The sequence below is a fragment of the Alphaproteobacteria bacterium PA2 genome, assembly GCA_002256425.1.
Classification (GTDB): Bacteria; Pseudomonadota; Alphaproteobacteria; order Caulobacterales; family Caulobacteraceae; genus Phenylobacterium.
Map to the genome: position 1 here is coordinate 1,704,972 of NKIZ01000001.1, position 26,295 is coordinate 1,731,266.

The 26,295-nt window shown below is 63.1% G+C and carries 22 protein-coding genes, 1 tRNA gene and 1 pseudogene; 12 read left to right on the forward strand and 12 right to left on the reverse strand.

The annotated features are described in order from the left end of the window. Nucleotide 1 precedes the first annotated feature (1 nt). The 3 genes from CFE28_08160 to CFE28_08170 all read right to left on the reverse strand — a co-directional run bounded on the left by CFE28_08160 (nucleotide 2) and on the right by CFE28_08170 (nucleotide 3,006). On the reverse strand, nucleotides 2-1,219 hold the full coding sequence (locus CFE28_08160) for a hypothetical protein (protein OYU69975.1): 1,218 nt from the start codon (nucleotides 1,217-1,219) through the stop codon (nucleotides 2-4). 129 nt (nucleotides 1,220-1,348) lie between these two features. Next, nucleotides 1,349-2,443 carry a hypothetical protein gene (locus CFE28_08165; GenBank protein OYU71617.1) on the reverse strand — a complete coding sequence of 365 codons (1,095 nt, stop codon included), beginning with the start codon at nucleotides 2,441-2,443 and terminating at the stop codon, nucleotides 1,349-1,351. 32 nt (nucleotides 2,444-2,475) lie between these two features. After that, nucleotides 2,476-3,006 (reverse strand): hypothetical protein, encoded by a 531-nt coding sequence (locus CFE28_08170; GenBank protein ID OYU69976.1) that lies wholly within the window; start codon nucleotides 3,004-3,006, stop codon nucleotides 2,476-2,478. 192 nt (nucleotides 3,007-3,198) lie between these two features. Between CFE28_08170 and CFE28_08175 the strand changes: the two genes are divergently transcribed. The 3 genes from CFE28_08175 (at nucleotide 3,199) to CFE28_08185 (ending at nucleotide 5,574) form a co-directional block, all read left to right on the forward strand. Further along, a complete protein-coding gene (locus CFE28_08175; protein OYU71618.1) occupies nucleotides 3,199-4,143 on the forward strand; it encodes an acetaldehyde dehydrogenase (acetylating) in 945 nt (314 codons plus the stop codon). A 2-nt stretch (nucleotides 4,144-4,145) separates the two neighbouring features. Beyond that, nucleotides 4,146-5,177 (forward strand): 4-hydroxy-2-oxovalerate aldolase, encoded by a 1,032-nt coding sequence (gene dmpG / locus CFE28_08180; GenBank protein ID OYU69977.1) that lies wholly within the window; start codon nucleotides 4,146-4,148, stop codon nucleotides 5,175-5,177. Between the two features lie 64 nt (nucleotides 5,178-5,241). Next, complete coding sequence (locus CFE28_08185) at nucleotides 5,242-5,574, forward strand: hypothetical protein (protein OYU69978.1); 333 nt, start codon at nucleotides 5,242-5,244, stop codon at nucleotides 5,572-5,574. Between the two features lie 20 nt (nucleotides 5,575-5,594). Here CFE28_08185 and CFE28_08190 read toward each other — a convergent pair whose 3' ends face one another. The 3 genes and pseudogenes from CFE28_08190 to CFE28_08200 all read right to left on the reverse strand — a co-directional run bounded on the left by CFE28_08190 (nucleotide 5,595) and on the right by CFE28_08200 (nucleotide 7,506). Continuing rightward, nucleotides 5,595-6,398 (reverse strand): 2-hydroxypenta-2,4-dienoate hydratase, encoded by an 804-nt coding sequence (locus CFE28_08190; GenBank protein ID OYU69979.1) that lies wholly within the window; start codon nucleotides 6,396-6,398, stop codon nucleotides 5,595-5,597. 19 nt (nucleotides 6,399-6,417) lie between these two features. Next, the gene (locus tag CFE28_08195; protein ID OYU71619.1) at nucleotides 6,418-7,041 is read right to left on the reverse strand and encodes a hypothetical protein; all 624 of its coding nucleotides are present in this window, start codon (nucleotides 7,039-7,041) and stop codon (nucleotides 6,418-6,420) included. Nucleotides 7,042-7,068: 27 nt separating this feature from the next. Next, nucleotides 7,069-7,506, reverse strand: a pseudogene (locus tag CFE28_08200) (hypothetical protein). Between CFE28_08200 and CFE28_08205 the strand changes: the two are divergent. Together CFE28_08205 and CFE28_08210 are read left to right on the forward strand one after the other, a co-directional pair. Next, entirely contained in the window at nucleotides 7,420-8,466 is a 1,047-nt protein-coding gene (locus CFE28_08205; GenBank protein ID OYU69980.1) for a hypothetical protein, read from the forward strand. The pseudogene CFE28_08200 and the gene CFE28_08205 sit on opposite strands and share 87 nt — an antisense overlap. Before the next feature lie 45 nt (nucleotides 8,467-8,511). Next, nucleotides 8,512-9,681 carry a hypothetical protein gene (locus CFE28_08210; protein ID OYU69981.1) on the forward strand — a complete coding sequence of 390 codons (1,170 nt, stop codon included), beginning with the start codon at nucleotides 8,512-8,514 and terminating at the stop codon, nucleotides 9,679-9,681. Here the strand turns inward: CFE28_08210 and CFE28_08215 are convergent. Further along, nucleotides 9,675-11,264 (reverse strand): glucose sorbosone dehydrogenase, encoded by a 1,590-nt coding sequence (locus CFE28_08215; protein ID OYU69982.1) that lies wholly within the window; start codon nucleotides 11,262-11,264, stop codon nucleotides 9,675-9,677. The genes CFE28_08210 and CFE28_08215 overlap by 7 nt on opposite strands. A 264-nt stretch (nucleotides 11,265-11,528) precedes the next feature. Here CFE28_08215 and CFE28_08220 point away from each other — a divergent pair, with 264 nt between their 5' ends. Then, nucleotides 11,529-14,228: a hypothetical protein gene (locus CFE28_08220; GenBank protein OYU69983.1), complete on the forward strand. Its 2,700-nt coding sequence runs from the start codon at nucleotides 11,529-11,531 to the stop codon at nucleotides 14,226-14,228. A 379-nt stretch (nucleotides 14,229-14,607) separates the two neighbouring features. Here CFE28_08220 and CFE28_08225 read toward each other — a convergent pair whose 3' ends face one another. Then, complete coding sequence (locus CFE28_08225) at nucleotides 14,608-15,858, reverse strand: hypothetical protein (GenBank protein OYU69984.1); 1,251 nt, start codon at nucleotides 15,856-15,858, stop codon at nucleotides 14,608-14,610. Nucleotides 15,859-16,244: 386 nt separating this feature from the next. On the opposite strand from CFE28_08225, the gene CFE28_08230 reads away from it, so the two are divergent. Beyond that, nucleotides 16,245-17,285 carry a hypothetical protein gene (locus CFE28_08230; protein OYU69985.1) on the forward strand — a complete coding sequence of 347 codons (1,041 nt, stop codon included), beginning with the start codon at nucleotides 16,245-16,247 and terminating at the stop codon, nucleotides 17,283-17,285. Nucleotides 17,286-17,346: 61 nt separating this feature from the next. Here CFE28_08230 and CFE28_08235 read toward each other — a convergent pair whose 3' ends face one another. The 3 genes from CFE28_08235 to gph all read right to left on the reverse strand — a co-directional run bounded on the left by CFE28_08235 (nucleotide 17,347) and on the right by gph (nucleotide 19,690). After that, nucleotides 17,347-18,396 carry a gluconolactonase gene (locus CFE28_08235; GenBank protein ID OYU69986.1) on the reverse strand — a complete coding sequence of 350 codons (1,050 nt, stop codon included), beginning with the start codon at nucleotides 18,394-18,396 and terminating at the stop codon, nucleotides 17,347-17,349. A 485-nt stretch (nucleotides 18,397-18,881) separates the two neighbouring features. Beyond that, a tRNA-Val gene (locus CFE28_08240) sits at nucleotides 18,882-18,956 on the reverse strand. Between the two features lie 17 nt (nucleotides 18,957-18,973). Beyond that, the gene (gph, locus tag CFE28_08245; GenBank protein OYU69987.1) at nucleotides 18,974-19,690 is read right to left on the reverse strand and encodes a phosphoglycolate phosphatase; all 717 of its coding nucleotides are present in this window, start codon (nucleotides 19,688-19,690) and stop codon (nucleotides 18,974-18,976) included. A 91-nt stretch (nucleotides 19,691-19,781) separates the two neighbouring features. On the opposite strand from gph, the gene glmU reads away from it, so the two are divergent. From glmU to CFE28_08270, 5 genes are all read left to right on the forward strand, one after another. Further along, a complete protein-coding gene (gene glmU / locus CFE28_08250; GenBank protein ID OYU69988.1) occupies nucleotides 19,782-21,131 on the forward strand; it encodes a UDP-N-acetylglucosamine diphosphorylase/glucosamine-1-phosphate N-acetyltransferase in 1,350 nt (449 codons plus the stop codon). Further along, nucleotides 21,128-21,811: a ribose 5-phosphate isomerase A gene (locus tag CFE28_08255; GenBank protein ID OYU69989.1), complete on the forward strand. Its 684-nt coding sequence runs from the start codon at nucleotides 21,128-21,130 to the stop codon at nucleotides 21,809-21,811. The genes glmU and CFE28_08255 overlap by 4 nt, the downstream gene beginning before the upstream one ends. 72 nt (nucleotides 21,812-21,883) lie before the next feature. Continuing rightward, nucleotides 21,884-23,263: a glutathione-disulfide reductase gene (gene gor / locus CFE28_08260; GenBank protein OYU69990.1), complete on the forward strand. Its 1,380-nt coding sequence runs from the start codon at nucleotides 21,884-21,886 to the stop codon at nucleotides 23,261-23,263. Further along, nucleotides 23,260-24,459 (forward strand): hypothetical protein, encoded by a 1,200-nt coding sequence (locus CFE28_08265; GenBank protein OYU69991.1) that lies wholly within the window; start codon nucleotides 23,260-23,262, stop codon nucleotides 24,457-24,459. Before gor ends, CFE28_08265 begins: the two co-directional genes overlap by 4 nt. Nucleotides 24,460-24,550: 91 nt before the next feature. Next, a complete protein-coding gene (locus CFE28_08270; protein ID OYU69992.1) occupies nucleotides 24,551-25,930 on the forward strand; it encodes a 3-deoxy-7-phosphoheptulonate synthase class II in 1,380 nt (459 codons plus the stop codon). On the opposite strand, the gene CFE28_08275 is transcribed toward CFE28_08270, so the two are convergent. After that, nucleotides 25,927-26,286 (reverse strand): gamma-glutamylcyclotransferase, encoded by a 360-nt coding sequence (locus tag CFE28_08275; protein OYU71620.1) that lies wholly within the window; start codon nucleotides 26,284-26,286, stop codon nucleotides 25,927-25,929. The two genes, CFE28_08270 and CFE28_08275, sit on opposite strands and share 4 nt — an antisense overlap. Nucleotides 26,287-26,295: the final 9 nt, after the last annotated feature.

A 26,295-nucleotide genomic window follows, 5' to 3' on the forward strand; every position in this document is an offset into this window, starting at 1 on the left:
ATCAGGCAGCCGCCTTGGACAGGTTGCGCGACAGGAAGGCCGACACCACCAGGGATGCGATCAGATAGGGGAAGGCTCCGTGGAAGTGCATGCCTGTCACCAGGGGGGCGCCGAAGCCCTGCAGACTGATGACGATCGGGCTCATGAGACCCATGACCTGGGGCAGGGCGCGGGGGCCGAACCGGAAAGCCACCAAGCCCGGCCAGACCGGCAGGACCCCACCTGCTGATCCCCCGATCATCGCGCTTGCGGCGATGAGGATGGAGTAGCCGGGGACGGTCAGCATAAGCACGAGGGCCACAAGGTTGAGGCTTATGGCGATCCAGAAGGTGTTTCTCAGACCCATCCTGTCGGTGAAGGTTGCAAAGCCGATCTTTCCGACAATGGCGGCGATACCCATGGTGGCTGTTAGTTGCGCTGCCTGAACCGGGGACACGCCGAATGTCCGCGCATAGGGCACGATCGTCGCCACCAGGCCCAGATAGACAATGACCGTCATGAGATAGCTGAACAGGATGATCCAGAAGTCCGAGCGACCCAGGATTTCACGGTTGGACAGGATCGCTGCAGGCTCGACCGTCGCTTCCGGTGATGCGGCGTCCGCCTTGTGGTCACGTGTTGATGGGTGATCAACCAGGATCAGGCCAACCGGCACGGCGACAGCCAGAAGGATCATGGCGAAGGCGCGATAGGCGCTCGGCCATCCGCCGGACTCGATCATCTGGGCCGCAAAGGGCGGGATCAGGAGCTGGCCAAAGGATGTGCCCAGAGTGGCGATGGTCAGGGCGCGGCCACGATTGGTCGCAAACCAGTTCGCGACCACTGACGAGGCGCCCATGGGGGCCACAATGGCGGCGCCGAAGGCGACAATCAGGCTGTAGACCAGATAGAACTGCCAGATTGCAGTAACATGAGACAGGGCGAAGAAGCCTGCGGAAAGCGCCAGCAGGCCACCGACCATCACATTGCGGATAGGGAACCGGGCCAGGAGTCGACCGGCGAAAATGCCCAGGACACCTGTTCCAATGTTCACCAGGGTAAAGCCGAGCACCACCCGTGTCGGTGAGATATTGAAGGCCTTGGCGATCGGATTGACGAAGATCGTGAAGGCGTAGGTGACTGTGCCGAACACCACGCCGAAGCATAGGAATGCGGCCAGCAAAACCACCCAGGCGTAAAGCTCGCTGCTACCCCTCGGCTTAGACTCGACAGCGTCCATGTCCCATCTCCCTTTGGCCTGCGGCTTTGCCGCCGCTTCTGGAAAACAGACTAGGCAGATCGGCCTGCCGACGACAGGCGAGGGACCCGCATAAGCGCCCCGCCTGTCTCAACAGGTGAGAAAAAAGCCCTATTTCAGGGTATATTTCGCAAGGCCGGGCGGGGTTACCTGCGAAACATAGATCGCGCCATTCCCGGCCACTATGCCCTCAGCGCCGGTGGTTCCACGCAGGGGGAACCAGGGGGTCGGATTTCCGAGGGGATCGGGAATGAAGGCGGTCACCTTGCCGGTCTTCGCACTACCGACATGGACGCCGCGGATATAGGCGTTCTGTTGGCGAATGCCGGACTGGGAGTCCGCAGAATAGAGGATGTCGTCCTTGTCGATGAACAGGCCGCTGGGCTTGCCGAATTGTTTCCAGGTGTCCAGCAGCTTGCCGTCCTGATCGTAGATCAGGATCCGGTTGTTGCCCCGGTCTGCGACGAAGAGGCGCCCCTGTGAGTCCATGGCCAGTGCGTGGGGGCAGTTCATGTCCTCCGGTCCGCCCCAGGCCTTGATGAATTTACCGGTCCGGTCATAGCGCACGATCCGGTTGTTCGAAGGGGCGCTGTCATGGCCATCGGCCACGAAGATGTCGCCGTTCGGCGCCGTGATCACCGCGGAAGGTTGGGAGAGGTGGGCGCTGTCGGTTCCGTACTCACCCTGGACCCCAAGGCGCAGGAGCACCTTTCCGTCCGGGCTGAATTTCACCACCTGGGCGCCATTCGGCTTGGCTCCGGGAATTCGCTTTGCGGACTGTCCCTGTTGCTCGTGGGTGTTTGTTCGAACGTCGGTGACCCATATGGCGCCGTCCCGATCCACATGCAGCCCGTGGGGATATGTGATCAGTCCCTTGCCGAAGTGTTTGACGAGGCGACCCTGGCCGTCGAACTTCCAGATGGGGTCAGCGTCAGATCCGATGCAGTAATCCTGGCCGCCACAACGCTGGGCGATCCAGATCGACTTGCCATCATGGTCGAAATCGATGCCGCTGGTTCCGCCCAGGTTCATCGTCTTCGGAATCCTGAAATAGGTTTCGTCCCGGGCGTAGGGATTGGGCAGGGCCTTGTCGGCGTCTGATCGCGCCGAGATGTTATAGTCTCCCTGAGCCCCGCCCTGGCCGCCGCCAGGCGCCTGCTGGGCAGTTGCGAGACCGGCGACCAGCGAAAGCGCGGCGCCGACCATCAGGCGACGGATCATCGAATTTCTCATTTGAATTACTCCGGGCGCGGGGCGCTTGGGGCGCTGGGTGTTCTGGGCGGGAGGGGTTTGCCGTCCTCGCCCACATTGATGTTCGGTGAAGGTCCCTCGCCAGATATCTCGAGGATGACCGGTGCGTCCTTTGCCCCATCCCAATGAACCGTCATGGGCTCATCGCGCACCACGGTCCCGGCGGGGAGGGGATAGGTCTTTGAGGGGTCATAGCGATTGCTGGAGCTGACCCACCATGTGCCGGAAATTACGGTGATGTAGCGGGTCTTCTCGTGATAGTGCGGTCGGCTGAAAGCGCCTGGATACCACTTCATCAGAAGGACATAGGGGCCCGGCTTCGCGGGATCTCCAAAGATCTTGAACTGCTGCTGCCGCCCCACCGTGCCAGTCCATGGAATGTCCGCAGGCAGGATGAAAGGGATGTGGGTCGGATCAGGCTTTTCAGGCTGAGCCGCCGGCTGGGCGAAAGCCAGCGTGCAGGCCGCAGTTGTCGATATCGCAGCAAGTCCCAGACCCAGCCAGATTTTGGCTTTCATGTTGTTTCCTCCGCCTTGTCACTGCGATTAGGGCCCCTTCTGATCTGTTGCAAAGCAGGGGGGCGACGGGGCCCTGTGCCTTCATTCACTCTGTGAGAGAGGGGTAGAAGTCGAGGTTTGAGTTTTGAGGCCCGCCTCTGTTTAACGGTTTCCCATACTAGCAGCAGAATTAGGGCGGAGCCTTTGGCCGTAATCCATGACAATCGCCTGAAGGTTGCGATCATCGGCTCGGGCAATATCGGCACGGACCTCATGATCAAGGTCCTGCGCAATTCCAAAGTCCTGCAGATGGGCGCCCTGGTGGGCATAGACCCTGACAGTGATGGCCTGCGCCGCGCGGAAAAGCTGGGCGTCGCCACTACGTCTGATGGTGTCGAGGGACTTACCCGTCTTCCGGTCTGGCCGGAGATCGGGATCGTTTTCGACGCCACCAGCGCAGGCGCCCACCCGAAGAACGCCGAGATCTGTGGGGCGGCCGGCAAGGTGATCATCGATCTGACGCCAGCGGCTATCGGGCCGTATGTGGTGCCGGTGGTGAACGGGGACGATCACCTCGATGCTCCCAACCTCAACATGGTCACCTGCGGCGGACAGGCGACCATACCCATCGTTGCGGCGGTCAGCAGCGTCGCAACCGTCCACTATGCAGAAATCGTGGCGTCAATTGCGTCCAAGTCTGCGGGCCCGGGCACCCGGGCCAATATCGACGAGTTTACCGAGACGACATCCAGGGGCATTGAGACTGTCGGCGGAGCCCGCAAGGGAAAGGCGATCATCGTCCTCAATCCTGCCGAGCCACCGATGATCATGCGCGACACGGTCTTCACCCTGTCTTCGGGCGCCACGGAAGATCAGATCCGTTCCGCCATCCACGCCCAGATCGAGAAGGTGCAGACCTACGTCCCGGGTTATCGCTTGAAGCAGCAAATCCAGTTCGAACGGTTCGGTGCGAACGATCCCGTCCGCATCCCGGGCTATGGTGAGTTTGAAGGCATCAAGGCGACGGTGCTTCTTGAGGTCGAAGGCGCCGCCCACTACCTGCCAGCCTATGCCGGCAACCTGGATATCATGACCTCCGCGGCCCTGCGCACGGCCGAGAAAATTGCAGTGCGCAAGCTCGCGCCCATGGCGGCCTGACCATGTTTGATCCGACAGTCGACAAGCTGTACATCCAGGACGTCACCCTTCGGGACGGCATGCACGCCATAAGGCACAAGTATTCGACCGAGCATGTGGCGGCCATCGCCCTCGCCCTCGATGAGGGCGGAGTTGACGCCATCGAGGTGGCACATGGCGACGGCCTTTCTGGATCTTCCTTCAATTACGGATTTGGCGCCCACACGGACTGGGACTGGATCGAAGCGGTCGGCAAGGTCATCAAGCGCGCCAAGCTCACCACCCTTCTGCTGCCTGGCATAGGCACGGTGGAAGACCTGCACCGGGCACATGATCTGGGCGTTGCGTCTGTGCGTGTCGCCACCCATTGCACCGAGGCCGACATTGCGGCTCAACACATTGGCTTCGCCCGCAAGCTTGGCATGGACGTCTCAGGTTTCCTGATGATGAGTCACATGTCCGAGCCACAGGCCCTGGCGGTGCAGGCGAAGAAGATGGAGGATTACGGCGCTCATTGTGTCTACGTGACCGACTCCGGCGGCGCTCTGGACATGGATGGCTATCGTGCAAGGCTTGAGGCCTATGACGCCGTCCTGCGCCCTGAAACCGAACGCGGTATTCATGCTCACCACAATCTATCTCTGGGGGTCGCCAACTCCATGGTCGGCGCCCAGTCCGGCGCGCGCCGCATAGACGCCTCCCTCGCCGGCATGGGCGCAGGGGCGGGCAATGCGCCCCTGGAGGTCTTTATCGCTGCGGTGGATCGGCGGAACTGGGTGCACGGCTGTGATCTCTACAAGCTCATGGATGCAGCCGAAGATCTGGTTCGACCGCTTCAGGACCGGCCGGTCCGCGTCGACCGTGAGACCCTGAGCCTCGGCTATGCAGGGGTATACTCCTCCTTCCTGCGCCACGCCGAAAAGGCCAGCCAGGAATATGGCGTAGATACCCGGAAGATACTGGTCGAATTGGGACGGCGCCGCATGGTGGGCGGTCAGGAAGACATGATCGTCGATGTCGCCCTGGACCTCATGAACGCCGAAAAGGCTTCGTAAATCCGCCGTTCAGGTTGGAGGTTGTTTACTGACCTCTGGCTCCCTCACGCCACGGGAATTTCCAATGCGTCTTGTTCATTCTGCCGCCGCAGTTCCGGCCTTCGCCCTCGCGCTGGTGCTGTCATCGACATCCGTCGCCCAGGACGCCCTGCCGGAGGGGCCCGCAAAGGTCGCTATTCAGGAATCCTGCACCCAGTGTCACGACCTTGGCACGGCGGTCGGTCAAAAGCGCACCCCGGATGAGTGGGTCGACATCGTGGATCGCATGGTGGGCTTTGGCCTTACCCTCAGCGACGGCAAGCGGACCGAGATTCTGGACTATCTCAACGCCCATGTCGGAACCGCGCCGGCCCAACCGGCCGCCGGTCCCGCCGCCCAGCCGTCAAAGAAGCCATGACGCCAGGACCTGTCGCGCCCTCAGTTGAAGGCGAGCGTCAGGTCAGGCTGGCCGGTAAGAGAGAAGGTAAACATGTCCCCCGCATTGGCCGGGAGCATGCGGGTAATAGCGCCCGAGATCACGATGTCGCCTTCATTCAGGCCGACCCCGAACTCCGACAACTTGTTGACCAGCCAGGCCGCGGACGTGGCTGGATGACCCAGAACGGCTGAACCCAGCCCTTCTGCCGCCAGTTCACCATTCTGGTGAACCCGCATGGCCAGAGCTGGCATGTCTGCCCGCACAAGACCTGAGTCCCAGGGGCCAACCACGAAGCCGCCATACGACGCATTGTCGGCGATGGTGTCCACCAGCTTGATCTTCCAGTCGGCTATGCGGCTGTCGACGATCTCCACGGCCAGGGCGCACGCGTCGGTCGCGGCCAGTACATCCTCGGCAGTCACGGCCCCGCCATGGAGGGCGCGGCCGAACCGGAAGGCGATCTCGCCTTCAACCCGCGGCTGGAGAAAGTCAGAAAGCGGCACATCCGCGCGTCCCTGGTGAACGGGATAGAAGCTGGAGGCCCACAGGGCCCCATAGTCGGGCTCATTCACCCCAAGCTGTTGCTGGATCGCCGGGTTTGTCAGACCGATCTTCCGCCCGATGATTTTCTCGCCGCCGGCCAGGCGCAGGGCCGACCAGTTACTCTGGATTTCATAGGCGTCAGCAGGGGTGAGATCGGGATGGGTCTCGGTCAGGGGAGGCAATGGCGTACGAGTCCGCCAGGCAGCGTCGATCTCGACCGCCAGTGACTGGCGCAGAGATGCGCCTTCGCTCTTACTCATGATCACTGATCCTCTGGTCCTATGCCGCCTGCTTGCCGCCCATCACGGCCCGAAGGTGGGGAGCGCCAATCGGGGGGCGGGCGCCTCCGGGACAAACCTTGTCGGCGATGGCTGCCGCCGCCCGGGTGAGTTCATCCCGAAGGAATGCCTGCCGTTCCTGGGTCATGGCCTCTGCAGCATCGCTGATGGAAATGGCGGCGACAGCCCGTCCCTGTTCATCGCGAACAGGAGCGGCGATGCAGATCATTTCGGAATGGAACTCCCGGTCATCAATCGCCCACCCCTGGATACGGACCTGATTGAGGTGAGCGCGGAGTTCCCGCTCGTCGGTGATCGTATAAGGAGTCAGGGCGATCAGGTCGCCATCGCAGATGATGGCGTCGACCTGATCACTGGGCAGGCCAGCCAGCAGTACCTTGCCGAGTCCGGAGCAATAGGCCTCCAATTGGGCGCCGGCTCGCGTCTGGGTCGGGAAGGATGTTGGGGTCGCAGCCTTGACCGCATAGGTGACCATGCCCCGCTCAAGGACGCCGACATGGACCGTTGCGTCGAGACGTTCTGAAAGTTCATTGGCGACTTTCTGTCCGGCATCCCGCAGGAGGTCCGCGATCATGACATTCTGGGACAGGGAAACCAGCAGCATGCCCGGACGATAGCGCCCCCGTGGGCCTCTGACGACCGCCCCGATTTCCACGAGGGTCTGGATCAGACGATAGCCCGATGCCTCCGGCAGGTTGGAGCGACGGCTCAGCTCCGAGCTGGTCAGCCACTCTTCCGGGTCCCTGAAAGCCTTCAGCATGGCAAAGGCCTTGAAGACCGATTGATTCCTGGGCGTCGCCACGACGATACCCTCCCTGATGTTATAATTCTTGCTGTTACTGAAATCGTTTGCAGTCACTTTGACAAGTGGATTTTCTGTCGGCCCATGCTCACACCTTTCAGAGCTGTGGACATATAGGTCGGTGGTCCACCTTAACTCGTCTCTCTCATCTGCTGAGACCGTCCGTGCTACCGCCTCCTGATGGACCTTGGCGGCGCCCCCCATCTGCGCCGAGATGGGGTCTCGCGATTTCGATCGAACTGGAACCTTCCCATGACCCGGATCCATGCCACTGGCGCCATCACCCTGGCTGCCCTGTTTTCGATCCTGGCGGCGTCACCGGCTTCCGCTCAGACGGCGCCTGCGGCGGGCGGCGGGCGGCCAACCATTCCAGCCTGGGTCTTCAAGCCAAAAGTCGCGCCCTATGAGGGCCCCAATCGTCCCGTCTGGCATGTCGCTGACATCATCGCAGCCCATAAGGGCAAGCCTGACTGGTCCCAGACCGTGGTCAAGGACCGCTGGTTCGAGAACCAGTATGTCTCCATGGGTCCGGGCAAGAAGACCCGGACAAGCTTCCAGGCAGACACCCTCAGCTGGTTCGTCGTGCACTCCGGTGAGATCCGGGTCAGCATAAAGGGGCAGGACCCGTTTGTGGCCAGCAAGGATTTCATTGTCCAGATTCCCATGCGGACGCCCTACAGCCTGGAGACCGTAAGCCAGACCCCGTCGGTCCGCCTTGAAGTCCGGACTGCGGACGCCGCCATTGTCTACCCCATCGCAGACAATCCTGAACCGCCGCCGGCGCCGCCAGGTTTCGAGGCGATCAGGGTCAATGTGGGCGCTCCCGGACAGTCAGCAGCGGCGTCGGTCAAGACCGCCCTCGACTTTGACAAGGATATGGTGGCCAACCCGCCACCCCGTGCACCTGGCGGCGGCAATACCTTCTTCGTCCGCGACAGTCGCGGCTTTGCTGTGCCCATCCGGTCGGCGCCGACCACGGTAGCCGCCACGGATATCGGGCACTTCCATACCGGCCTGGCAGAGTTCTGGTATGTTCTCGAAGGCGATATGGATGTCCGGATAGAAGGCATCAAGGACCTGGTCCATGCCCACCAGGGCGACATCGTCTACGCGCCCATGGGGCGCTATCATCGCACCATCATGGTCGGCGCGCCCATGAGCACAAGACTGGCCATGGGCAGCGTCACAGACTCCGGTGCGTCCTTCACGCCCTATGAGGGTCACTGACCGCACGGGTTATCCCTGCCGTTAGCTCATTCCAGGAGACACCAGATGACGTGGATCGCCCGCCTGGCCTGCGCCTCAGCCCTGCTGCTTTCACTTCCGGCCATGGCGGCTGAGGCGCCCCGCTATTCCGTCCGGACAACCGGCGATGTGGTCCAACTGAGGGATCGGCGGAGCGAGACGGTGGTGTCCATTCTCACGCCCGTGAGCAATGCCTACGAGATGGTCGTCCATGGCCGCAATGTCCTGCGCATGACGATCAGGTCTGTGGACGAAATGCGGGCCAGACCCGGGTTGAATGGCGTGCCCCTGCTGGCGCCCTTCGCCAACCGGCTGGACGATACGGCGTTCTACGCCAATGGTCGCCGCTATGCGTTTGATCTGGGTCTCGGCAACGTGCGTGGCCCCATCCCGATCCATGGCTATGTTTCCGGGGCCAGCGCCTGGAAGGTCATGGAGGTCAAGTCTGACGGCAAGGGCGCCTGGATCACCAGCCGGCTCGATTTCTACCGAAACCCTCTCTACATGGCCCAGTTTCCGTTCGCGCACACCCTGACCATGACCTATCGGCTTTCGGATGACGGCCTTGAGGTCAGGACCCGGATAGACAACCTCAGCGATGAGCCCATGCCGGTGTCGATAGGATTCCACCCGTACTTCCAGCTGACCGACTCGGCCCGGGATGACTGGACCCTGGACATCCCTGCCGCCACCCACTGGAAACTGGCGCAGAACAAGACTCCTACCGGCGAGACAGAGCCCGCAGCGGATTTCTTTGGATCGGATCCCCATTCTGTTCCGCTGAAGCGGTTTTCCGGTCGCGATATCGATGACATTTTCACCGACCTTGAACGGGACACCAGGGGAAGGGCCACGGTCAGTGTGACGGGCGCGAGGCAGAAGGTGTCGGTGGTCCTGGGCCCCAAATTCAGGACGGCTCTGGTCTACACCACCCAGGCGCCAGCGCCCCCGCGTCCGGCGTCAACGGCGCCGCAGGCTGCGCCGCCACCCCCGGTAAGCAAGGGCCCCCCGGTCCCCCTCAGCGCCACAGGCGGCGAGCCGGCGCCTCCGGAACGCGGTTTCGTCGCCTTCGAACCCATGGTCGGGATCACCAATGCCATGAACCTGGCCCAGAAGGGGCTCTACAAGGACTTGCAGAGCGTGCCCTCACGGGGATCCTGGCAGGAGAGCTTCTGGATCCGCTCCAGCGGCTACTGACCCTTTACTGCGCGAACCGGATCGAGGCGGATCAGCATTCCAGGGGTCGGCGCCGACAGGCTGAGGCCGGTGCCTGCGCCGGTTGGGTTCTGGATAAGGACAAAAAGCCGACCGTCCGGACCATTCACGACCGTGCGAACCCGTCCGAACTGGTTGAACAGCACTTCGCGGCCAATGATCTTTCCATCGCGAACTTCCAATCGAAGGAGTTCCTGCCCGAGAAGGGCCGCGACCAGGAGGTTGTTTCGCCAGGGCGAAGCCCTGTTGAGATCAAAATTGATCCCGCTGGGCGCAAGGGTAGGGGTGAAATAGGCGACCGGCGGGTCCATTCCCGGCTCTGAAGTCTTCTCGATGCCGGGCTGGATGCCCATGGAAGTCACGCCCCAGCCATAGTTGTGGCCCTTGCGGATGATATTGATTTCATCGCCACCGGTGGGGCCGTGCTCCGCCTCCCACATCAGGCCTGATACGGGATCAAGGGCCATTCCCTGCGGATTCCGGTGCCCATAGCTCCAGATGCTTGCAAGGGCGCCGGGGGTTTTCGTGAAGGGATTGTCCCGGGGAATGGACCCGTCCTCATTGATCCGGTGGATCTTGCCAAGGGGGCTCGACAGGTTCTGGGCGTTCCGCATGTCACCGCGCTCTCCCAGAGAGAAGAATACGTGGCCGCGCCCATCGAACATGAAGCGCGAGCCGTAGTGAACATTGGACGCGGAATAGATGGCTGCCGGCGCGCGGTAGATCACCTGACTGTCGACCCAGGTATTGTCCCTGATGCGCCCGCGGACAAGGACGGTCATGCTTGGCGGACTGGGCGCCCGGTTCGTCGGGGACCCCGGGGGGGGCGGCGGCGGGATCTCCGCGCCGGCCAGTACTTCTGCATAGGAAAGATAAATCCACCCATTCTTCGCGTTGTCTGGATGAACCGCCACATCCATGAAACCGGCGTCCTGCCTGACCCAGGGCTTGGGCATCCCCTTTACAGGTTCAGGAGAGAGCACCCCTTCGCGACTGATGGTGCGCAGCCGCCCGCTCCGCTCTGTGACCAGGAGCCCACCGTCTGGCAGGAAGGACATGGCCCACGGGGTGTCCAGGCCGCGGGCGACAACGGAAATGCGAAAGTCCTGCTTGGTTGTCTTGATGACCTGCCCGTCCGGATCGGCGGCGAATGGGGGGCGTCCCGAGAGGTTTGCTTTCTGAAGTCTGAGATAGGTGGCGATCTGGAAGATCTGGCCTTCGCTGTACAGACTCCTGATATCCGGACCGGTCCTGGTCGGATGGGCGTTGCGGATCCGTTCCTGGAGGGCCTGGTCGGTAAGGCCCAGAAGTCTGGTGCTGAACAGGCTGGGCGCAGTTTGCGCTTCAAGGGTCGATCCATGACAACTGGCGCAGGCTCCGTTGTATATCTGGGGACCCGTCTGCCGCGCCCCGGGAAGGGGAGGCTGTCCGAATGCCTGCCCGAACGCCTGGGATGCAGGGGCGAGACTTGCCGCAATCGCCAGTCCCAGAAGCAGATGAAGCAGGGCCTTATGTGACGATGCTCTCGTAGCCAGGGGCGACGACGGTTTCGGATTCATGGACATTCAGGTGTTCCGCCGGACAGTGAACAGAGGCCTCGTATGGTCCCGTTCCCGAACTTGACCTCACTGACAATTCCCCCGGGGACCGGAAACAACCAATTCCTCCTCCGCAGTCTCAAAGGGTGAGAATAGGCAGCCTTCTCTGGGGGGGCGCCTCATTGGCGCGCGGTCCCGGACTGCCTAGTTTGCCTCGGGCTATTCCGGCTTCAGTTCGGAAAGAATTCAACAATCGCACCTGCGTCAAGCGCGGGCCTCGGGGGAGGACCAATGAATATCTCTCACACTCAACGCCGTCTGTTCGGTGGCGTCCTGCTGTCATCGACCGCAGCTGTCGCGCTCCTTACAGCGCCTCAAATGGCGAGCGCAGCAGAAACCGAAAAGACCGTCACAAATGAGACCGTGCTCAACGAAGTCGTGGTGACCGGCTCCAGCATTCGTGGTGTCGCTCCCGTGGGGTCCGCCCTGATCGGGGTCACCAAGGACGCCATCGCACTGCAGGCGCCTGCCAACACCAAGGAACTTCTGTCGTCGATCCCGCAGTTGGGGAATTTCGGGGCCAACGCCGAACAGTCAACGTCCAACCGCTTCCGTACGGCAGGTTTCCAGCCGAACATCCACAATCTGGGCATCTACGCCACCTTGACCTTGGTCAATGGCCACCGTATCGCGCCGACCGGCGGCGAGGCGGTGTTCCCGGATCCCTCGATGATCCCGGTCATCGCCCTGCAGAGGGTTGAAGTCATCGCCGACGGAGCCTCCGCCATCTACGGGTCGGACGCTGTCGCCGGCGTGGTGAACTTCATCTACCGCAAGAACGTCGAGGGCATCGAAGCCCAGGCGACCTATGGCTTCAACGACTCCCGCTACAGCAAGCGGGACTTCGCCATCCTTGGCGGGCACAAGTTTGATCGCGGCAGCATCATGGCTGCCTATGAGCATTCTGAAGCCAAGTCCCCCTGGAATACGGAAATCCCCGTCATCGCCCGGGGCGGAAACCACACCTCCGTTGGCGGTCGCGACCTTCGCGGCACCGTCTGCCTCAACCCGACGATCCGGGCGGTCAGTTCGCTCAATCGCCCGACCGGCACCACCTATCAGTGGTCGTCCCTGTCGACGAACGTCCTCGACCAGCGTTGCGGCGTTCTGAACCAGCAGACCATCATTCCCGACAACAAGCGGGACGCCTACCTGGTCAATGGCGAGTATCAGCTCACCGACACGGTCAAGCTTTGGACCGAGATCAACTATTCCATGTACAAGACTGTGGCCTATGGCGGCCGTCAGACCCTGAACCTGATCGTCCCCAACACCAATCCCTACTTCAAGGCGATCCCGGGCCTGGCGGGTCAGACCCGTGAGTTCGTTATTCGCAGCGGTCTTGGCCTTTTCGATGGCACGGTCAGCCATCAGCAAGCAGAGTTCGCCGGCGTGACGGTCGGGTTGGACATTGATCTGGGCAAGGACTGGAAGGGCACTCTTATGGCCCATGCGTCACGCACCCGGGACTTCAACGAGAGCCCGGAGCTCGACCTGATCAACGCCCAGAAAGCCGCCAACGGCACGACCCTCACCACAGCCCTGAACCCCTTCGGTCAGGCTGCGGATAACAATGCGGCGGTACTGGCTTCGATCAACAACGGCTTTACCCAGAACAACAAGTCCAGCCAGCGTCTGCGGGAACTTCAGTTCAAGGCTGACGGCCCGCTGTTCGCCATTCCTGGCGGGGATGTCCGCGCCGCCATCGGCGTCGACTATCGCGGCGATCAGGCGATCCAGCTTCAGACCGCTGGTTCAATGGCCCCGGGCGCCAGCTTCTTCAACATCGTCCGCGACGACAACATCAACCGCACCATTGCGGCGCTCTTCACCGAAGTGAACGTGCCCCTGGTCAGCGACGAGAACGCCAAGCCCGGTATTGCCGGTCTGACCCTCTCGCTCTCGGGGCGCTATGACTACTACGACTCCTACGGCGGTAAGGTGAACCCGAAGGTCGGCGTCGTATACTCGCCGATCAAGGGTCTGAACGTCCACAGCAGCTATGGCACCAACTTCGCGGCGCCGAACGCCGGTCTCATCACCAGCATCTTCTCGGTTCCGCAGACCAACTCGAACTACAATCTGCGGGTTGCAACGGGTCCGTTCGCCAATGAGTTGCTGGGTACGGTCAATGTGCTGAATATCGGCGGCGGCAACCCGGACCTGGAGCCCGAAGAAGCCAAGACCTTCAGCTTCGGGGTGGACTATTCCCCAACATGGTCGTTCCTCGACGGTCTGCGGGTCGGCGTCACCTACTACAAGGTCGACTATACCAACCTGATCTATAAGGCGACCAATGTGGATGTGGTCACCAACCCGGCTTTCGCGGCCTACCGGATCATCCATCCGACCGACGCCCAGATCGCTGACTACCTGAAACTCTATCCATCGCAGCAACCGGTCACCACCGGGTTTGACGTGATCTTCAATTCCAACGCCATCAACATCGGCGCCCGCCGCATTGCCGGGGTGGACATTGACGCGGCCTATTCCCTGCGCACGGACAAGCTTGGGGTGTTCAACTTCACCGTCAACTCGAACCGTCAGCTGGCCTATGACCAGCAGGTCAGCGATGGCCAGGCATTCACCTCATCCCTGGGCACCTTCCTCGCCCCCAAGTGGAAGACCCAGAGCCGCGTGGTCTGGAACCTGGACCCCTACACGGTGTCACTGACTGCAAACACCGTGAGCAGCTTCATCAATACCTCGATCACGCCCAACCAGAAGGTGAAAGCCAACACGGTCTTTGATCTGAGCGCATCCTACAAGCTGCCTGACTTTGGCATTACGAAGAACGCCCAGATCCAGGTCCGAGCGGCCAATGTGTTCGACAAGCAGCCCCCCTTCTATGACAATGCGGTGGGCTATTTCCCGGCGCTTGCTTCGCCCTTCGGTCGCACGATTGACGTGACCCTCCGGGCAGCATTCTAGGACGGTTTGGCGGGCTGTCGGGCGGAGCTTTGCTTCGTCAGGTAGCCCGCCGCCGGTTTCCTATGAGAAATTGAAGCCCCTTTAGCAGGCCGTTGCGATCAAGGCCTGTGACCCTCGCTTAGATAGGTCCAGGCGCTTCGCAGTTTGCGACACAAAGAGATCCCTCAGCCGTCTTGGCATGACTCACGCGGACATCCGCCCTGGACCTGCGTTGTTTGCAGGTGAATCAGGGCAAGACCCACCAACCTCGCGGGGACTTCAATACCTGCAGGGCTATCATGGTCGACCGGAACCGACCTCTAACAGTCGTAGATGGCAGACACCGCTTCAACAGGCCCGTGCACTGCGGCGGACAGGCCCGCTGAAGGTCGTCCCGATCCTACTTCTTTCCGGCGCCGGGCGTGAACTTGGTGATCCGGGCGATGGAGGTATCCCCGACATAGATACCGCCTGCGCGGTCAAAGGCGAAGTAGTTCGCCTCAATGAACTTGCCAGGCTCAATGCCCATGCCGCCACCGAGGGCGCCGAGGACCTTGCCGGACCGATCGATCCGGGCGATCTGGCCATCCTGGCCTGTGCTGATCCAGGGCTCGCCCTTGCTGTCAAAAGCGATGGAGCAGACCAGGTTGCGCATCTGGATAGTGCGAAGGAACTTGCCCTCGCTGTTGAAGATGATGATCCGGTATTGCTCACGATCGCCAACCCAGACGTCGCCGGACTTGGGGTCGACCGCCAGTCCATGGGTCTCACCGAACTTTCCCGGGCCGTTGTCGTCGCCATACCACTGGCCAAGGAACTTTCCGTCCTTATCGAAGTGCTTGACCCGGGCAGCGCCAATGACGTTGGCGGGGTCAGAGGATTCTACATCGTTGGGGCTCTCATTTGCGTGGCCTTCGCCGATATACATGTCGCCATTCGGAGCGAATGCGACGGAGACAGGCTGCCATAACAGGCGCTGATCCTTGGCCTCATCCCAGTCGCCACGCTTGTCCTTGACGCCAAGGGTCTTGAGAAGTTTGCCATCCGGGCTGACCTGCTGGACGGTTCCGCCATTGGTGTCGGTGATCCAGACATTGTCCTGGGGATCCACGGCAATTCCGTGAGCCTTTTGCTGATAGCCGATCTCTTCAGCCGGGACCGTCACAATGACCTGTCCGCTGCGGTCAAACTTGAACAGCTGAGGTTGGCCCTGGGGCCGCCGCTGCAGCACCCAGATATTGCCCTTGGAGTCGACTGCGGCGCCCGGTGCGCCGCCGGGGGTCCCGCTCTGCACGGGCGGCAGCCGCAGGGGGAAGGTCATGGCGTAGCCGGTCATCTGGTCCCAGACGACACGGGGGGTCAGCTGACGGCTTGGGCCGCCTTTGCGGGTGCAGATGGTGGATTTCGCACATTGCGGCAGGTTTCCGCCAACGGGACCGGCCACCCCTGGCTGCCGCGGCAGGACAGTGACGCGACCACTCTCATCCACCAGGGTCCGGCCTACCGGATCGGGAAAGCCCGGCTGGAAATGCCAGGCCGGAGACCCATTCGCTGCGGCGCCGGACGTCGGCGGATCTCCGGCAAGGGCGGAGGTTGAAAAAAGGACCGCGATGAACGCAGCGCCGAGGGACAGTCTGTCATGCTTTTCCATGCCCCTGACACTGACCTTCCCCCTCAATCCAGACAAGATCGCCGATCACCGGGCAGGGACAGCGGTTCTCAAAGAGCGAGAGCCGTCAGGAATATGAGCTGTCGTGCACAGAATGAGAGATTGCACCGGTGCCGGTGTGAGCTCGCCTAGCTTGCCCGCATCTAGCTGCATAACCTTCTGGGCAGAAGAATTCTGTCCGGATCGGGCGTCCCGCAGATCGGGATGATAGGGAGGTTTAAGTGAAGGCGTTTTCCGTTTCAGTGCTGCTCGGCCTGGCAATCTGGTCTGGAGCGCAGGCCCAGGGTGCAGCGCCCAGACCCCTACGCGCGCCCAATGTGCCGAACATGCGGGGAACGGACTCAGGACAGGGTCCATCCTGTGACCAGTTGACCGACTATGGCGCCTTCCAGCCACCCGGACCCGCCGCCACGCCCTATGGCCTCGGCGCGCCTGCGCAGGCGGCGCCTCCGCCGGCGACCGTCTATGGAACCCCGGTTCCGCCTCGCGCCGAGAGCACCCTTGGCGCCGCTGGCGCTATGCAGCGCGGGATCTTCATCCCTGACGCGCCGAAACTGCCCTACAGGTTCGTGGCTGCACCGCAACCGCCCCGGGGAACGGCCGGCTTCGCCAATGTGAATGGTGTCGGCCTGCTGAAGAGCGGCCGCCTGATCGTCAACCAGCGCATGCCGATGTTCCAGCTGATGGAATATGACGCCCAGGGTCGACTGACGCGCAGCATTGACCCGAACCTGGTATCCCGACCCCATGGCATGCGGGTTGATCCGGACGACAACATCTGGGTCACGGACCAACAGTGCAATATCGTCGTAAAGGTTGATCCTTCCGGAGAGGTCCTGCTGACCCTGGGAACCCGCGGTCAGGCCGGAACGTGGGATGAGACCAAGGGCGCACATCTCTTCAACCAACCGACGGACGTGGCCTTTGGGCCCCGCGGTGACGTCTTCGTCGCGACAGGACACGGTGGACCGGACCCCCGGGTCCTGAGGTTCGACAAGTCCGGCAAGTACATCACCAGCTGGAGCCTCAAGCACGAAGACGGGTCTTCTGCTGTCATCCATACCCTGGTGGTCAACAGCCGCGGGGAAGTGTGGGCCGGGGATCGCGAAGTGAAGAAGATGAGAATCTTTGACTCCAACGGAAAGCCGTTGCGTGAAATCCAGATGAAGAACCTGATCTGCGGTCTCTTCATCGACGCCAAGGGCCAGTTATGGATGACGACGGGCCAGGACGGCATGATCCAGCGTCTGGACTGGAACGGAAAAGTCCTTGGATGGATCGGCGTGGAAGGGTTCGGCGCTGAAGAGTTTGGCGAGGCCCACTACATGACGGTCTCGCCGGACGGCAGGACCATCTATGTCGGCGACACCGTGAATAACGACATCAAGAAACTGGAGAGAACCAATTGAACGCGATCAGGGGGCGGCGGCGGAAACGCCCCTCGATACAGGGCTTCCCACAGTGAGATGATCAGAAGATCAGCTTTCTGGATCCGGTGCGGATCCTCGTAACCTTCGGGCCATTGGCGATGTAGAGGTACCCGTCCGCGCCGAACTCGCAGTTGGACACCCGACCGCCGATCACGCCGATGCGCACGCCTTTGGTATTGAAGACGCTAAGCCCCTCGCGGGTTGATGCCCAGATGTTCCCGGCGGCATCGACCTTGAATCCGTCCCCGCCCAGAACGCCGATTGCGGGCCCGTCGATATAGGTGCGGCGCTCGGAAGGGCGGCCCGTGTCATCCAGGGTCCAGGCCACCCAGCCAATGCGCTGGGCGGTCGAATAAAGCGTCCTGCCATCCGGGGCCATGCCGATCCCGTTCGGCATGGGGACTGTGCGGTCGATGACCGTCACCGAGTTATCAGGAGCCAGGCGGAAGACGCCGGTATAGTTCATTTCCCGCCAGGGGGAGTCCTGGACCCCCTTCAGCCCCCAGGGCGGATCAGTGAAGTAGATCGCGCCATCCTTGCCCAGGACCAGGTCATTGGGGCTGTTGAACCTTTTACCCTCGAAGTCGCGGCAGAGCATGGTCTTGCGCTTGGTGCGCAGGTCGATGAAGGCCAGCCCACGATTGCCGCTGTCGGCCACTACCAGACCACCGCGAGCCAGGATCATTCCGTTGGATCCGGCTTCCCTGAACATGGGGCCGGGGGGCGGGCCATAGCCCGAGGGTCGCAGGAATTCGGTTTGCCCATCCTTTGGCGACCAGCGATGGATGACGTTAGAATTGGGATCCGCAGCCAGCAGATAGCCGTTTCGCCCGCCCACCCAGAGCGGCGACTCGCTGTTCTCGAACCCTTCCATGACTGTCTCAGGCTCGGCGCCCGGGGGGATCAGGGCGTCGAAGGATGGATCAAGCCGGCGAATGCCGGGCGCGGGTGGCGTACCCTGGACTGGCCGCGGCGCGGCAGGGGTGTATCGCAGCTTGGGAGGCTCGTCGGCCCTTGCAACCACGCCGGCAAGACCGCTAGCCAGAACCCCTGTCATCATCGTGCGTCGAGACCAAGGCTTCGGGCTCATTTCTGTCTCCTGAGGATGCGATCGGCGCAGCCGGGCATCAGATCATGTGCATCCTCATCGCGATGTCTACGGACCTGTCGGGCGCGAAGCCCCATCGGACGGCGCCAGCCGTCACGGAGTGAGCGTCGCATCAAGGTCTGGGCCCGGATTGCCAGCTGAAGTACCCTGGCCGGCGTTGTCAGCGCGCATGCACCGGCCGGTAACGGAAAGGGTGTGGGAAGGGAGACTTGCCCGCCAGAACAGGCCCCACTGCCTGTCCTGTTGGTTCGACTCCTTGCCGGAGATCATCGGCCAGACATTGATGCGGCGGATGATATTCCGGTTTGGCCAGACTGGATGAAATCTGACCTTCCTGGGCTTTTCCGCCTTGCGCTCCGGGCATGACGTTGGTGCAATTGTCGGTCTGACTCAACCGCCCCCGTGAGAGGCGTCAAGGAGCATGAACGAGGGGGCGATCCCCAAGTTGTTGATGTGATTGAGGATAATGGTGGATGCGACAGGGATTGAACCTGTGACCCCCTCGGTGTGAACGAGGTGCTCTCCCGCTGAGCTACGCATCCGCCTGGAAGGGATGCGCCTATAGCCCGGGGTTTGGTTCGGGGCAAGGGCTGAGGAGGGTGATGCAGGCCGGGACAAGCTGGTCGTAGTGGTCGATCAAGCGGTCGGGCTCCAGATCTGCGGCCGGGATTTCCGTATAGCCGAAGCTGACGAGGATCAGATGAGCTCCAGCGGCGCGGGCGGCGCCGGCGTCAGTTGAGGCGTCGCCGACCATGATGGCGCGGTCAATCTGGCCCCCTGCCGTCTCGACAGCCGTCATCAGGTGGCGCGGGTCTGGCTTGGGGGCGGGGGCGAGGTCTGCCCCGATAATGCTGTCGAAGAAGGGGGCGAGGCCAAGGGCCTCCAGGATCGGGATCGACAGCCCGGTGAGTTTGTTGGTGCAGACCGAGAGGCGGGCGCCCGCCGCCTTGAGGTCGGTCAGGGCCTGAACGACCCCTGGGTAGGGGCGGGAGAGCTCGGCGCTGCGGCCGCTATAGCGGGCGATGAAACGGGCGAGGAGGGCGTCGAGGCGAGCTTCTTCCACCGCATGACCCTGGGCGTGCAGGCCCTTTTCCAGCAGGCGCCGGGCGCCGTGGCCGATGAAGGGCCGGGCGGAGTCGAAGGGCAGGGGGGCGATCCCTTCCTCGGCCAATATGTGGTTCAGGGTTCCGATCAGGTCGGGCGCCGTGTCCACCAGGGTGCCGTCCAGGTCGAAGGCGATTGTTGCGCCCCTGAGGATGTCTGAGCCTGTCGTCATTTCTTCCTCACGGCGCCGTCGAAACGCCAAGCCCTTTCGGCTAAACCGGTGGTGATTGCAACGTCGCCGACGATTCCAGGACAGAGACCCCATGGCCAAACGCGCCGCCGTTATCCTCGCCGCCGGGCAGGGCACGCGCATGAAGTCCGCCACCCCCAAGCTGCTGCACAAGGTCGGCGGGCGAACCCTGCTGGACCGGGTGATCGACACCGTCCAGGCGGCGGGCTGCGAGCGGATCGTCGTCGTGGTCGGCAATCACAGTCCAGGCGTCCGCGAGCTGGCGTTGAAGCGCCTTGGGGAAGGGGCTGTGGCGGTCCAGGACCCGCCGCTGGGCACCGGCCACGCTGTGCTGTCTGCAAAGGACGCCCTGTCTGATTTTGACGGCGACGTTCTGGTAACCAATGGCGACTGCCCCCTGCTGTCGTCGGGAGACCTTGATCCCCTGTTCGCCCTGCGAGCTGCTGGAGCAGAACTCTCCCTGCTGGGTTTCGAGCCGGAGGACGCCCTGCTTTACGGGCGGCTGATCTGCGGCGCCGATGGCCATGTCCTGCGGATTGTCGAGGCCAAGGAGGCCAGCGAAGAGGAACTGGCGGTCAAGGCCTGCAATGCCGGCATGTACTGCGCCGACCGCGCCCAGCTGTTCGCCTGGCTGTCGCGGGTGACCAATGACAACGCCAAGGGCGAATACTACCTCACAGACATCGTCGGTCTGGCCACCGCAGAGAACAAGACCGTCCGGGCCGCCTTCGCGCCTGAGAGCGCCGTCATGGGCGCCGACACCCCGGCCCAGTTGGCCCAGGCGGAGGCGATCTTCCAGGCCGGGGCGAGGGCGCACCATCTGGCTGAAGGTGTCGCCATGCTGGCGCCAGAGACTGTGCATTTCTCATGGGATACCCAGATCGCGCCCGGCGCCATGATCGAGCAGTTCGTGGTCTTCGCCCCCGGGGTGAAGGTCGAAACCGGCGCCGTGATCCGGGCCTTCAGCCATCTGGAGGGGGCCAGCGTCGCCGCCGGCGCCCTGATCGGGCCCTATGCCCGCCTGAGGCCCGGCGCAGAGATCGGGCCTGAAGCGCACATCGGCAATTTCGTCGAGGTCAAGAAGGTCAAGGTTGGCGCCGGCGCCAAGGCCAACCACCTGGCCTATCTGGGCGACGGGACGGTCGGCGCGAAGGCCAATCTCGGGGCTGGCACCATCTTCTGCAATTATGATGGCTTCGACAAATGGGAGACCCATATCGGGGAGGGGGCCTTCATCGGCTCCAACACCGCCATTGTCGCTCCAAGAACGATTGGCGCCGGGGCCATGACCGGCTCGGGATCTGTCATCACTGAGGACGTACCAGACGACGCCCTGGCCCTGGAGCGGAATGGTCAGGTGAACAAGCCCGGCTGGGCCGCCGCCTTCCGCGCCCGCAAGCTTGCCGATCGGAAGCCCAAATGACCCCGGACGATCAGAAACGCGCCTCTGGCGAAGCCGCTGCGGCCCTGGTCCAGTCCGGTATGGTTGTTGGCCTTGGGACCGGCTCCACCGCGGCCTGGTTCGTCAAGGCTCTGGCCGCCCGCAAGCTGGACATTGTCGGTGTGCCGACCTCCCGGGCCACAGGTGAACTGGCGCAGAGCCTGGGCATCAAGGTGCTGGAACTGGGCCAGACCAAAACCATCGACCTGACCGTGGATGGCGCTGATGAGATCGGGCCAGCCCTTTCCCTGATCAAGGGGGGCGGGGCGGCCCTGCTGCGGGAAAAGCTGGTCTGGGAGGCCTCGCGCCGCTGTGTGGTGATTGCCGACGCCGCCAAGCGGGTGCCGATGCTGGGAAAGTTCGCCCTGCCCATCGAGGTGGTCGCCTTCGGTCACCAGACGACCATGGCCCGGATCTGCGACGCCCTGTCCGAGTGCGAGATCGGCATTGCGCCCCGCCTGCGGATGAAGGACGGCGCGCCGGTCATGACCGATGGGGGCAACCTGATCTATGACGCCGCCTGCGGAAAGATCCCGGAACCCGCCGCCCTGGCTGACGCCCTCAAGGCGGTGACCGGGGTCGTGGAGCACGGCCTCTTCCTTGACCTGGCCGATCTGGCCCTGATCGGGACCGAGACCGGGGTGATCGAGGTGGAACCCTAGACCGGGTCACTGTTCAGGGGCCCTGTGAGGCCCTATCTAGGTGGACCTATTCTCGCGCAGCAGGAGCGCCAAATGGCGGACTACGACTACGATCTCTTCGTCATCGGCGCCGGTTCAGGCGGGGTGAGGGCGGCGCGGGTCGCGGCCATGTCGGGCGCCAGGGTGGCGGTTGCCGAGGAGTACATGGCCGGGGGCACCTGCGTGGTCCGTGGCTGCGTGCCCAAGAAGTTCATGGTCTATGCCTCGGAATTCGCCCACTACGCCCATGTGTCCCACGGGTATGGCTGGTCAGACGGGCAGGCGAAGTTCGACTGGGCCCGCTTCCTTGAAGCCAAGGACCGGGAGATCGCCCGCCTTTCGGGGATCTATGTCACCAACCTGCAGAACGCTGGCGCCGACCTGTTCCAGGGCCGCGCTGTCCTGAAGGACGCCCACACAGTGGACGTGGCGGGCAAGGGCCTGGTGACAGCTGCAAAGATCCTGATCGCCACCGGCGGCCGACCCTGGAAGCCGCAGGACCTGCCCGGCGTCGAGCACGCCATCACCTCGGAAGAAGCCTTCCACCTGCCGGCCCTGCCCAAGCGGGTGCTGATCGCGGGCGGTGGTTTCATCGCCGTCGAGTTCGCCGGGATCTTCAATGGACTGGGGGTGGACACCACCCTGGTCTATCGCGGCGCCAATATCCTGCGCGGGTTTGACGACCATGTGCGGGGTCATGTCACCGAGGAGATCCAGCGTCGGGGCATCAAGGTGGTGCTGGGCGCTGAACATACCGCCATCGAGAAGACCGAGGGCGGCTATCTCAATCGCCTGACCAATGGCCATGACATCGAAACCGATCAGGTCATGTTCGCCACGGGCCGGAAGCCCTATACGACGGGCCTGGGTCTGGAGGCTGCCGGGGTCGCCCTGAATGAGGCCGGCGCCATCGCCGTGGATTCGTTCTCGAAGACCAATGTCAGCAACATCTGGGCCGTGGGCGATGTCACAAACCGGATCAACCTGACCCCGGTGGCCATCCGCGAAGGGGCGGCCTTCGCCCAGACCGAGTTCTACGACAATCCCATGAGCTTCGACCACGAGATGGTCGCTTCGGCGGTGTTCAGCCAGCCGCCCGTGGGGGCTGTGGGTCTGACCGAAGCCGAGGCCCGCCATCAGTTCAGCAAGGTCGACATCTACCTCTCGCGGTTCCGCCCCATGAAGGAAACCTTCTATGGCGGCGAGGAGCGGGCCATGATCAAGCTGGTGGTCGCCGCCGACAGCCAGAAGGTGGTTGGCTGCCATGTGGTCGGCCCTGACGCCCCGGAGATCATCCAGATGGCCGCCATCGCCATGAAAATGGGCGTCACCAAGGTCCAGTGGGATTCCACCTGCGCGGTGCACCCGACCCTGGCCGAGGAACTGGTGACCATGAAGGACAAGTATGTGGCCCCGGGGATGAGCGCGGCTTGAAGCGGGTCACGCCTCAGGGCGCCGGATCGTCGCGTTGGCGAACCCTCAGCGGTTGGAGCCTGACCTGGGTATTCCTGGTCACGCCCCTGATCGCCTGGCTGGCGCCCCTGACCTTTGCGCCCGTGGTCACCCTGGCGGGATTGCTCTCGGTTCCGACCTACAGGATTGACGACGCCGACCGTCCGGCCGCCATCGCCATTCTGGTCATGGTGGTCTGGGCCTGCGTCTCGACGGTGTGGAGCCCTTACATCCCCAAGAGCATCTGGCAGTCGACGGCGGCCAAGCTGGTGATCGAGTGCGTGGTCTATGGCGCCCTGGTGGTCGCCGCCCGGCAGGGCACGCCCCGGTCCCGCCACTGGCTGATGAGGGCCCTGGTCTATGGCATGAGCCTGCTGGGGGCGCTGATGCTGGTGGAGGCCGCCACCGGCGCCATTCTTTACCAACACATCCGCCTGTGGACCGGTGATCCCATCAGGCCAGACCTGGCGGTGAAGAATGTCGCCCAGGGTCTGTTCATCCTGACCCTGTTTGCGCCCCCCGCCATTGTCGCCGGGCAAAGGCTGGGGATAGGCTGGTGGGCGGCTGTTCCGATCCTGGCCGGCATTGTCTGGCCAGCCCATGTGTTTGGCTATGACGCGCCCTTCGTCGCCCTGGTCGTCGCAGGCGTCGCCATGGGAATGGTCTGGCTCTGGCCCAGGGTCGGGCCGCGGATTCTGGCCAGCATAGCCGCCATCTTCTTCCTGACCGCGCCCGCCGTGGTCTGGGGCCTGAGGCGTATGGGCTGGTATGACGCCCTGCAGGATCAGGTCTCGCGCTCCTGGTCAGAGCGCATGGGCTATTGGGCCTATGCCCAGGAGTGGATCAGCGACGAGCCGGCCCGGGGCTGGGGTCTGGACGCCAGCCGCATGTTCGCCCCCGGCATTCAGCTGCACCCCCATGACGCCGCCCTGCAGATATGGCTGGAGCTGGGCCTGATCGGCGCAGTCGCCGCCGCCGTGGTCTGGGTCGCGCTCTTCGCCGGCCTGCACCGGGACCGTCCGGACCCGCGGGTCGCCGCCAGCGCCGGGTGCGGCGCGGTCTATCTGACCTTCAACGCCTTCAGCTTCGGGGTCTGGCAGGAATGGTGGGTGGCCCTGGCCGCCATGGCCTGCGCCATCTGCATCGCCTTGCAGCGCCAGGGACATGTGCTTCGCTAGAGAACAGGCCCTGCGCTAAAGTATCGACCTTGGGTGTTCTTTTGCGCTAGAACCCCACGCCCGCAAGATCTGCGGAGCGGAGTTGTAAGCGATGACCACGACCTGGAACCCGGCCTCCTGGCGCTCAAAAGAAGCCAAGCACGTGCCGACCGACTATCCCGACATGGCGGCCCTGGCCGGCGTGGAGCAGACCCTGCGCGGCATGCCGCCCCTGGTCTTTGCCGGGGAAGCCCGTCGTCTGAAGTCGCTGCTGGGTGATGTGGCCGCCGGCAAGGCCTTCCTGCTGCAAGGCGGCGACTGCGCCGAGAGCTTCAAGGAATTCGCCGCAGACAACATCCGCGACACCTTCCGGCTGATCCTGCAGATGGCGGTGGTCCTGACCTTTGCGGGCGGCAAGCCTGTGGTGAAGGTCGGCCGCATGGCCGGTCAGTTCGCCAAGCCGCGGTCCTCACCGGTCGAGACGATCAACGATGTCACCCTGCCATCCTATCGGGGCGACATCATCAACGGCATGGAATTCACCCCTGAGGCCCGGACCCCGGATCCCCAGCGCCTGATCCAGGCCTACAGCCAGTCGGCGGCGACGCTGAACCTGCTGCGCGCCTTCGCCGGCGGCGGCTATGCCGACCTCTACAACATCCATCGCTGGACCCTGGGCTTCGTCAATGACAGCCCCCAGGGCGCCCGCTATCACGAGCTGTCCGAGAAGATCAGCGAAGCCCTGACCTTCATGGCCGCCATCGGCGTGACGCCGGAGAGCCAGCCCGACCTGCACCGGGTGGAGTTCTTCACCGCCCACGAAGCCCTGCTGCTGGGCTTTGAAGAGGCCATGACCCGGGTTGATAGCACTTCAGGCGAATGGTACGACACCTCGGCCCACATGGTCTGGATCGGCGAACGCACCCGCCAGCTGGACGGCGCCCACGTGGAATACTTCCGCGGCATCCGCAATCCGGTTGGCGTCAAGTGCGGCCCGACCATGGAACCGGACGAGCTGCTGCGTCTGATCGATGCCCTGAACCCAAAGAACGAGGCCGGTCGCCTGACCCTCTATGGCCGCTTCGGCCACGACAAGATCGCTGGCCGCCTGCCGGCCCTGCTGGACGCCACGAAGAAGGACGGCCGCAACGTGGTCTGGGCCATCGACCCCATGCACGGCAACACGCTCACCGCCAACAACGGCTACAAGACCCGGCCCTTCGACCGGATCCTGTCGGAGGTGAAGAGCTTTGTGGAGATCTGCAAGGCCCAGGGCGTGCACCCCGGCGGCGTCCACCTGGAAATGACCGGCCAGAACGTCACCGAATGCCTTGGCGGCGCCCGGGCCCTGTCGGAAGGCGATCTGGCTGACCGCTACCACACCCATTGCGATCCCCGCCTCAACGGCGAGCAGGCCCTGGAACTGGCCTTCCTCGTGGCTGAGAAGCTGAAGGAAGACCGGGTGGCTGAGGCGGTGCGGGCGGCGGTTTAGGGGCTGGCAGTTTTGGCGAGCGTGTCGATCCAGGCGCTCGCCAGCACATAGATATGTGCCTCAAAATCCCCTTCAGGCGTCGTGACCTCGGTCAGCACTCGCCGGTATTCTGAGCCCTCAAACGCATCGAGGCGGGCCCAGTGGTCGGGCAGATCCTGGGATGTGAGAAGGTCCACCGTGATCACTTCACCGGCCGGGTCGAGCACAAGGCCGGGGAAGCCTTGGCCGGCTCCCCAGCCTTCATTGCGTAACCTGCCCCGGACCCAGCCCTTCGACCATTGGCCGTTCAGCATGGCGAGATGGTGATGATTGGGACGGCCGGGTCCCAGGCTTCCATAGGTCGCCAGACGGGTCACCACCTTGCG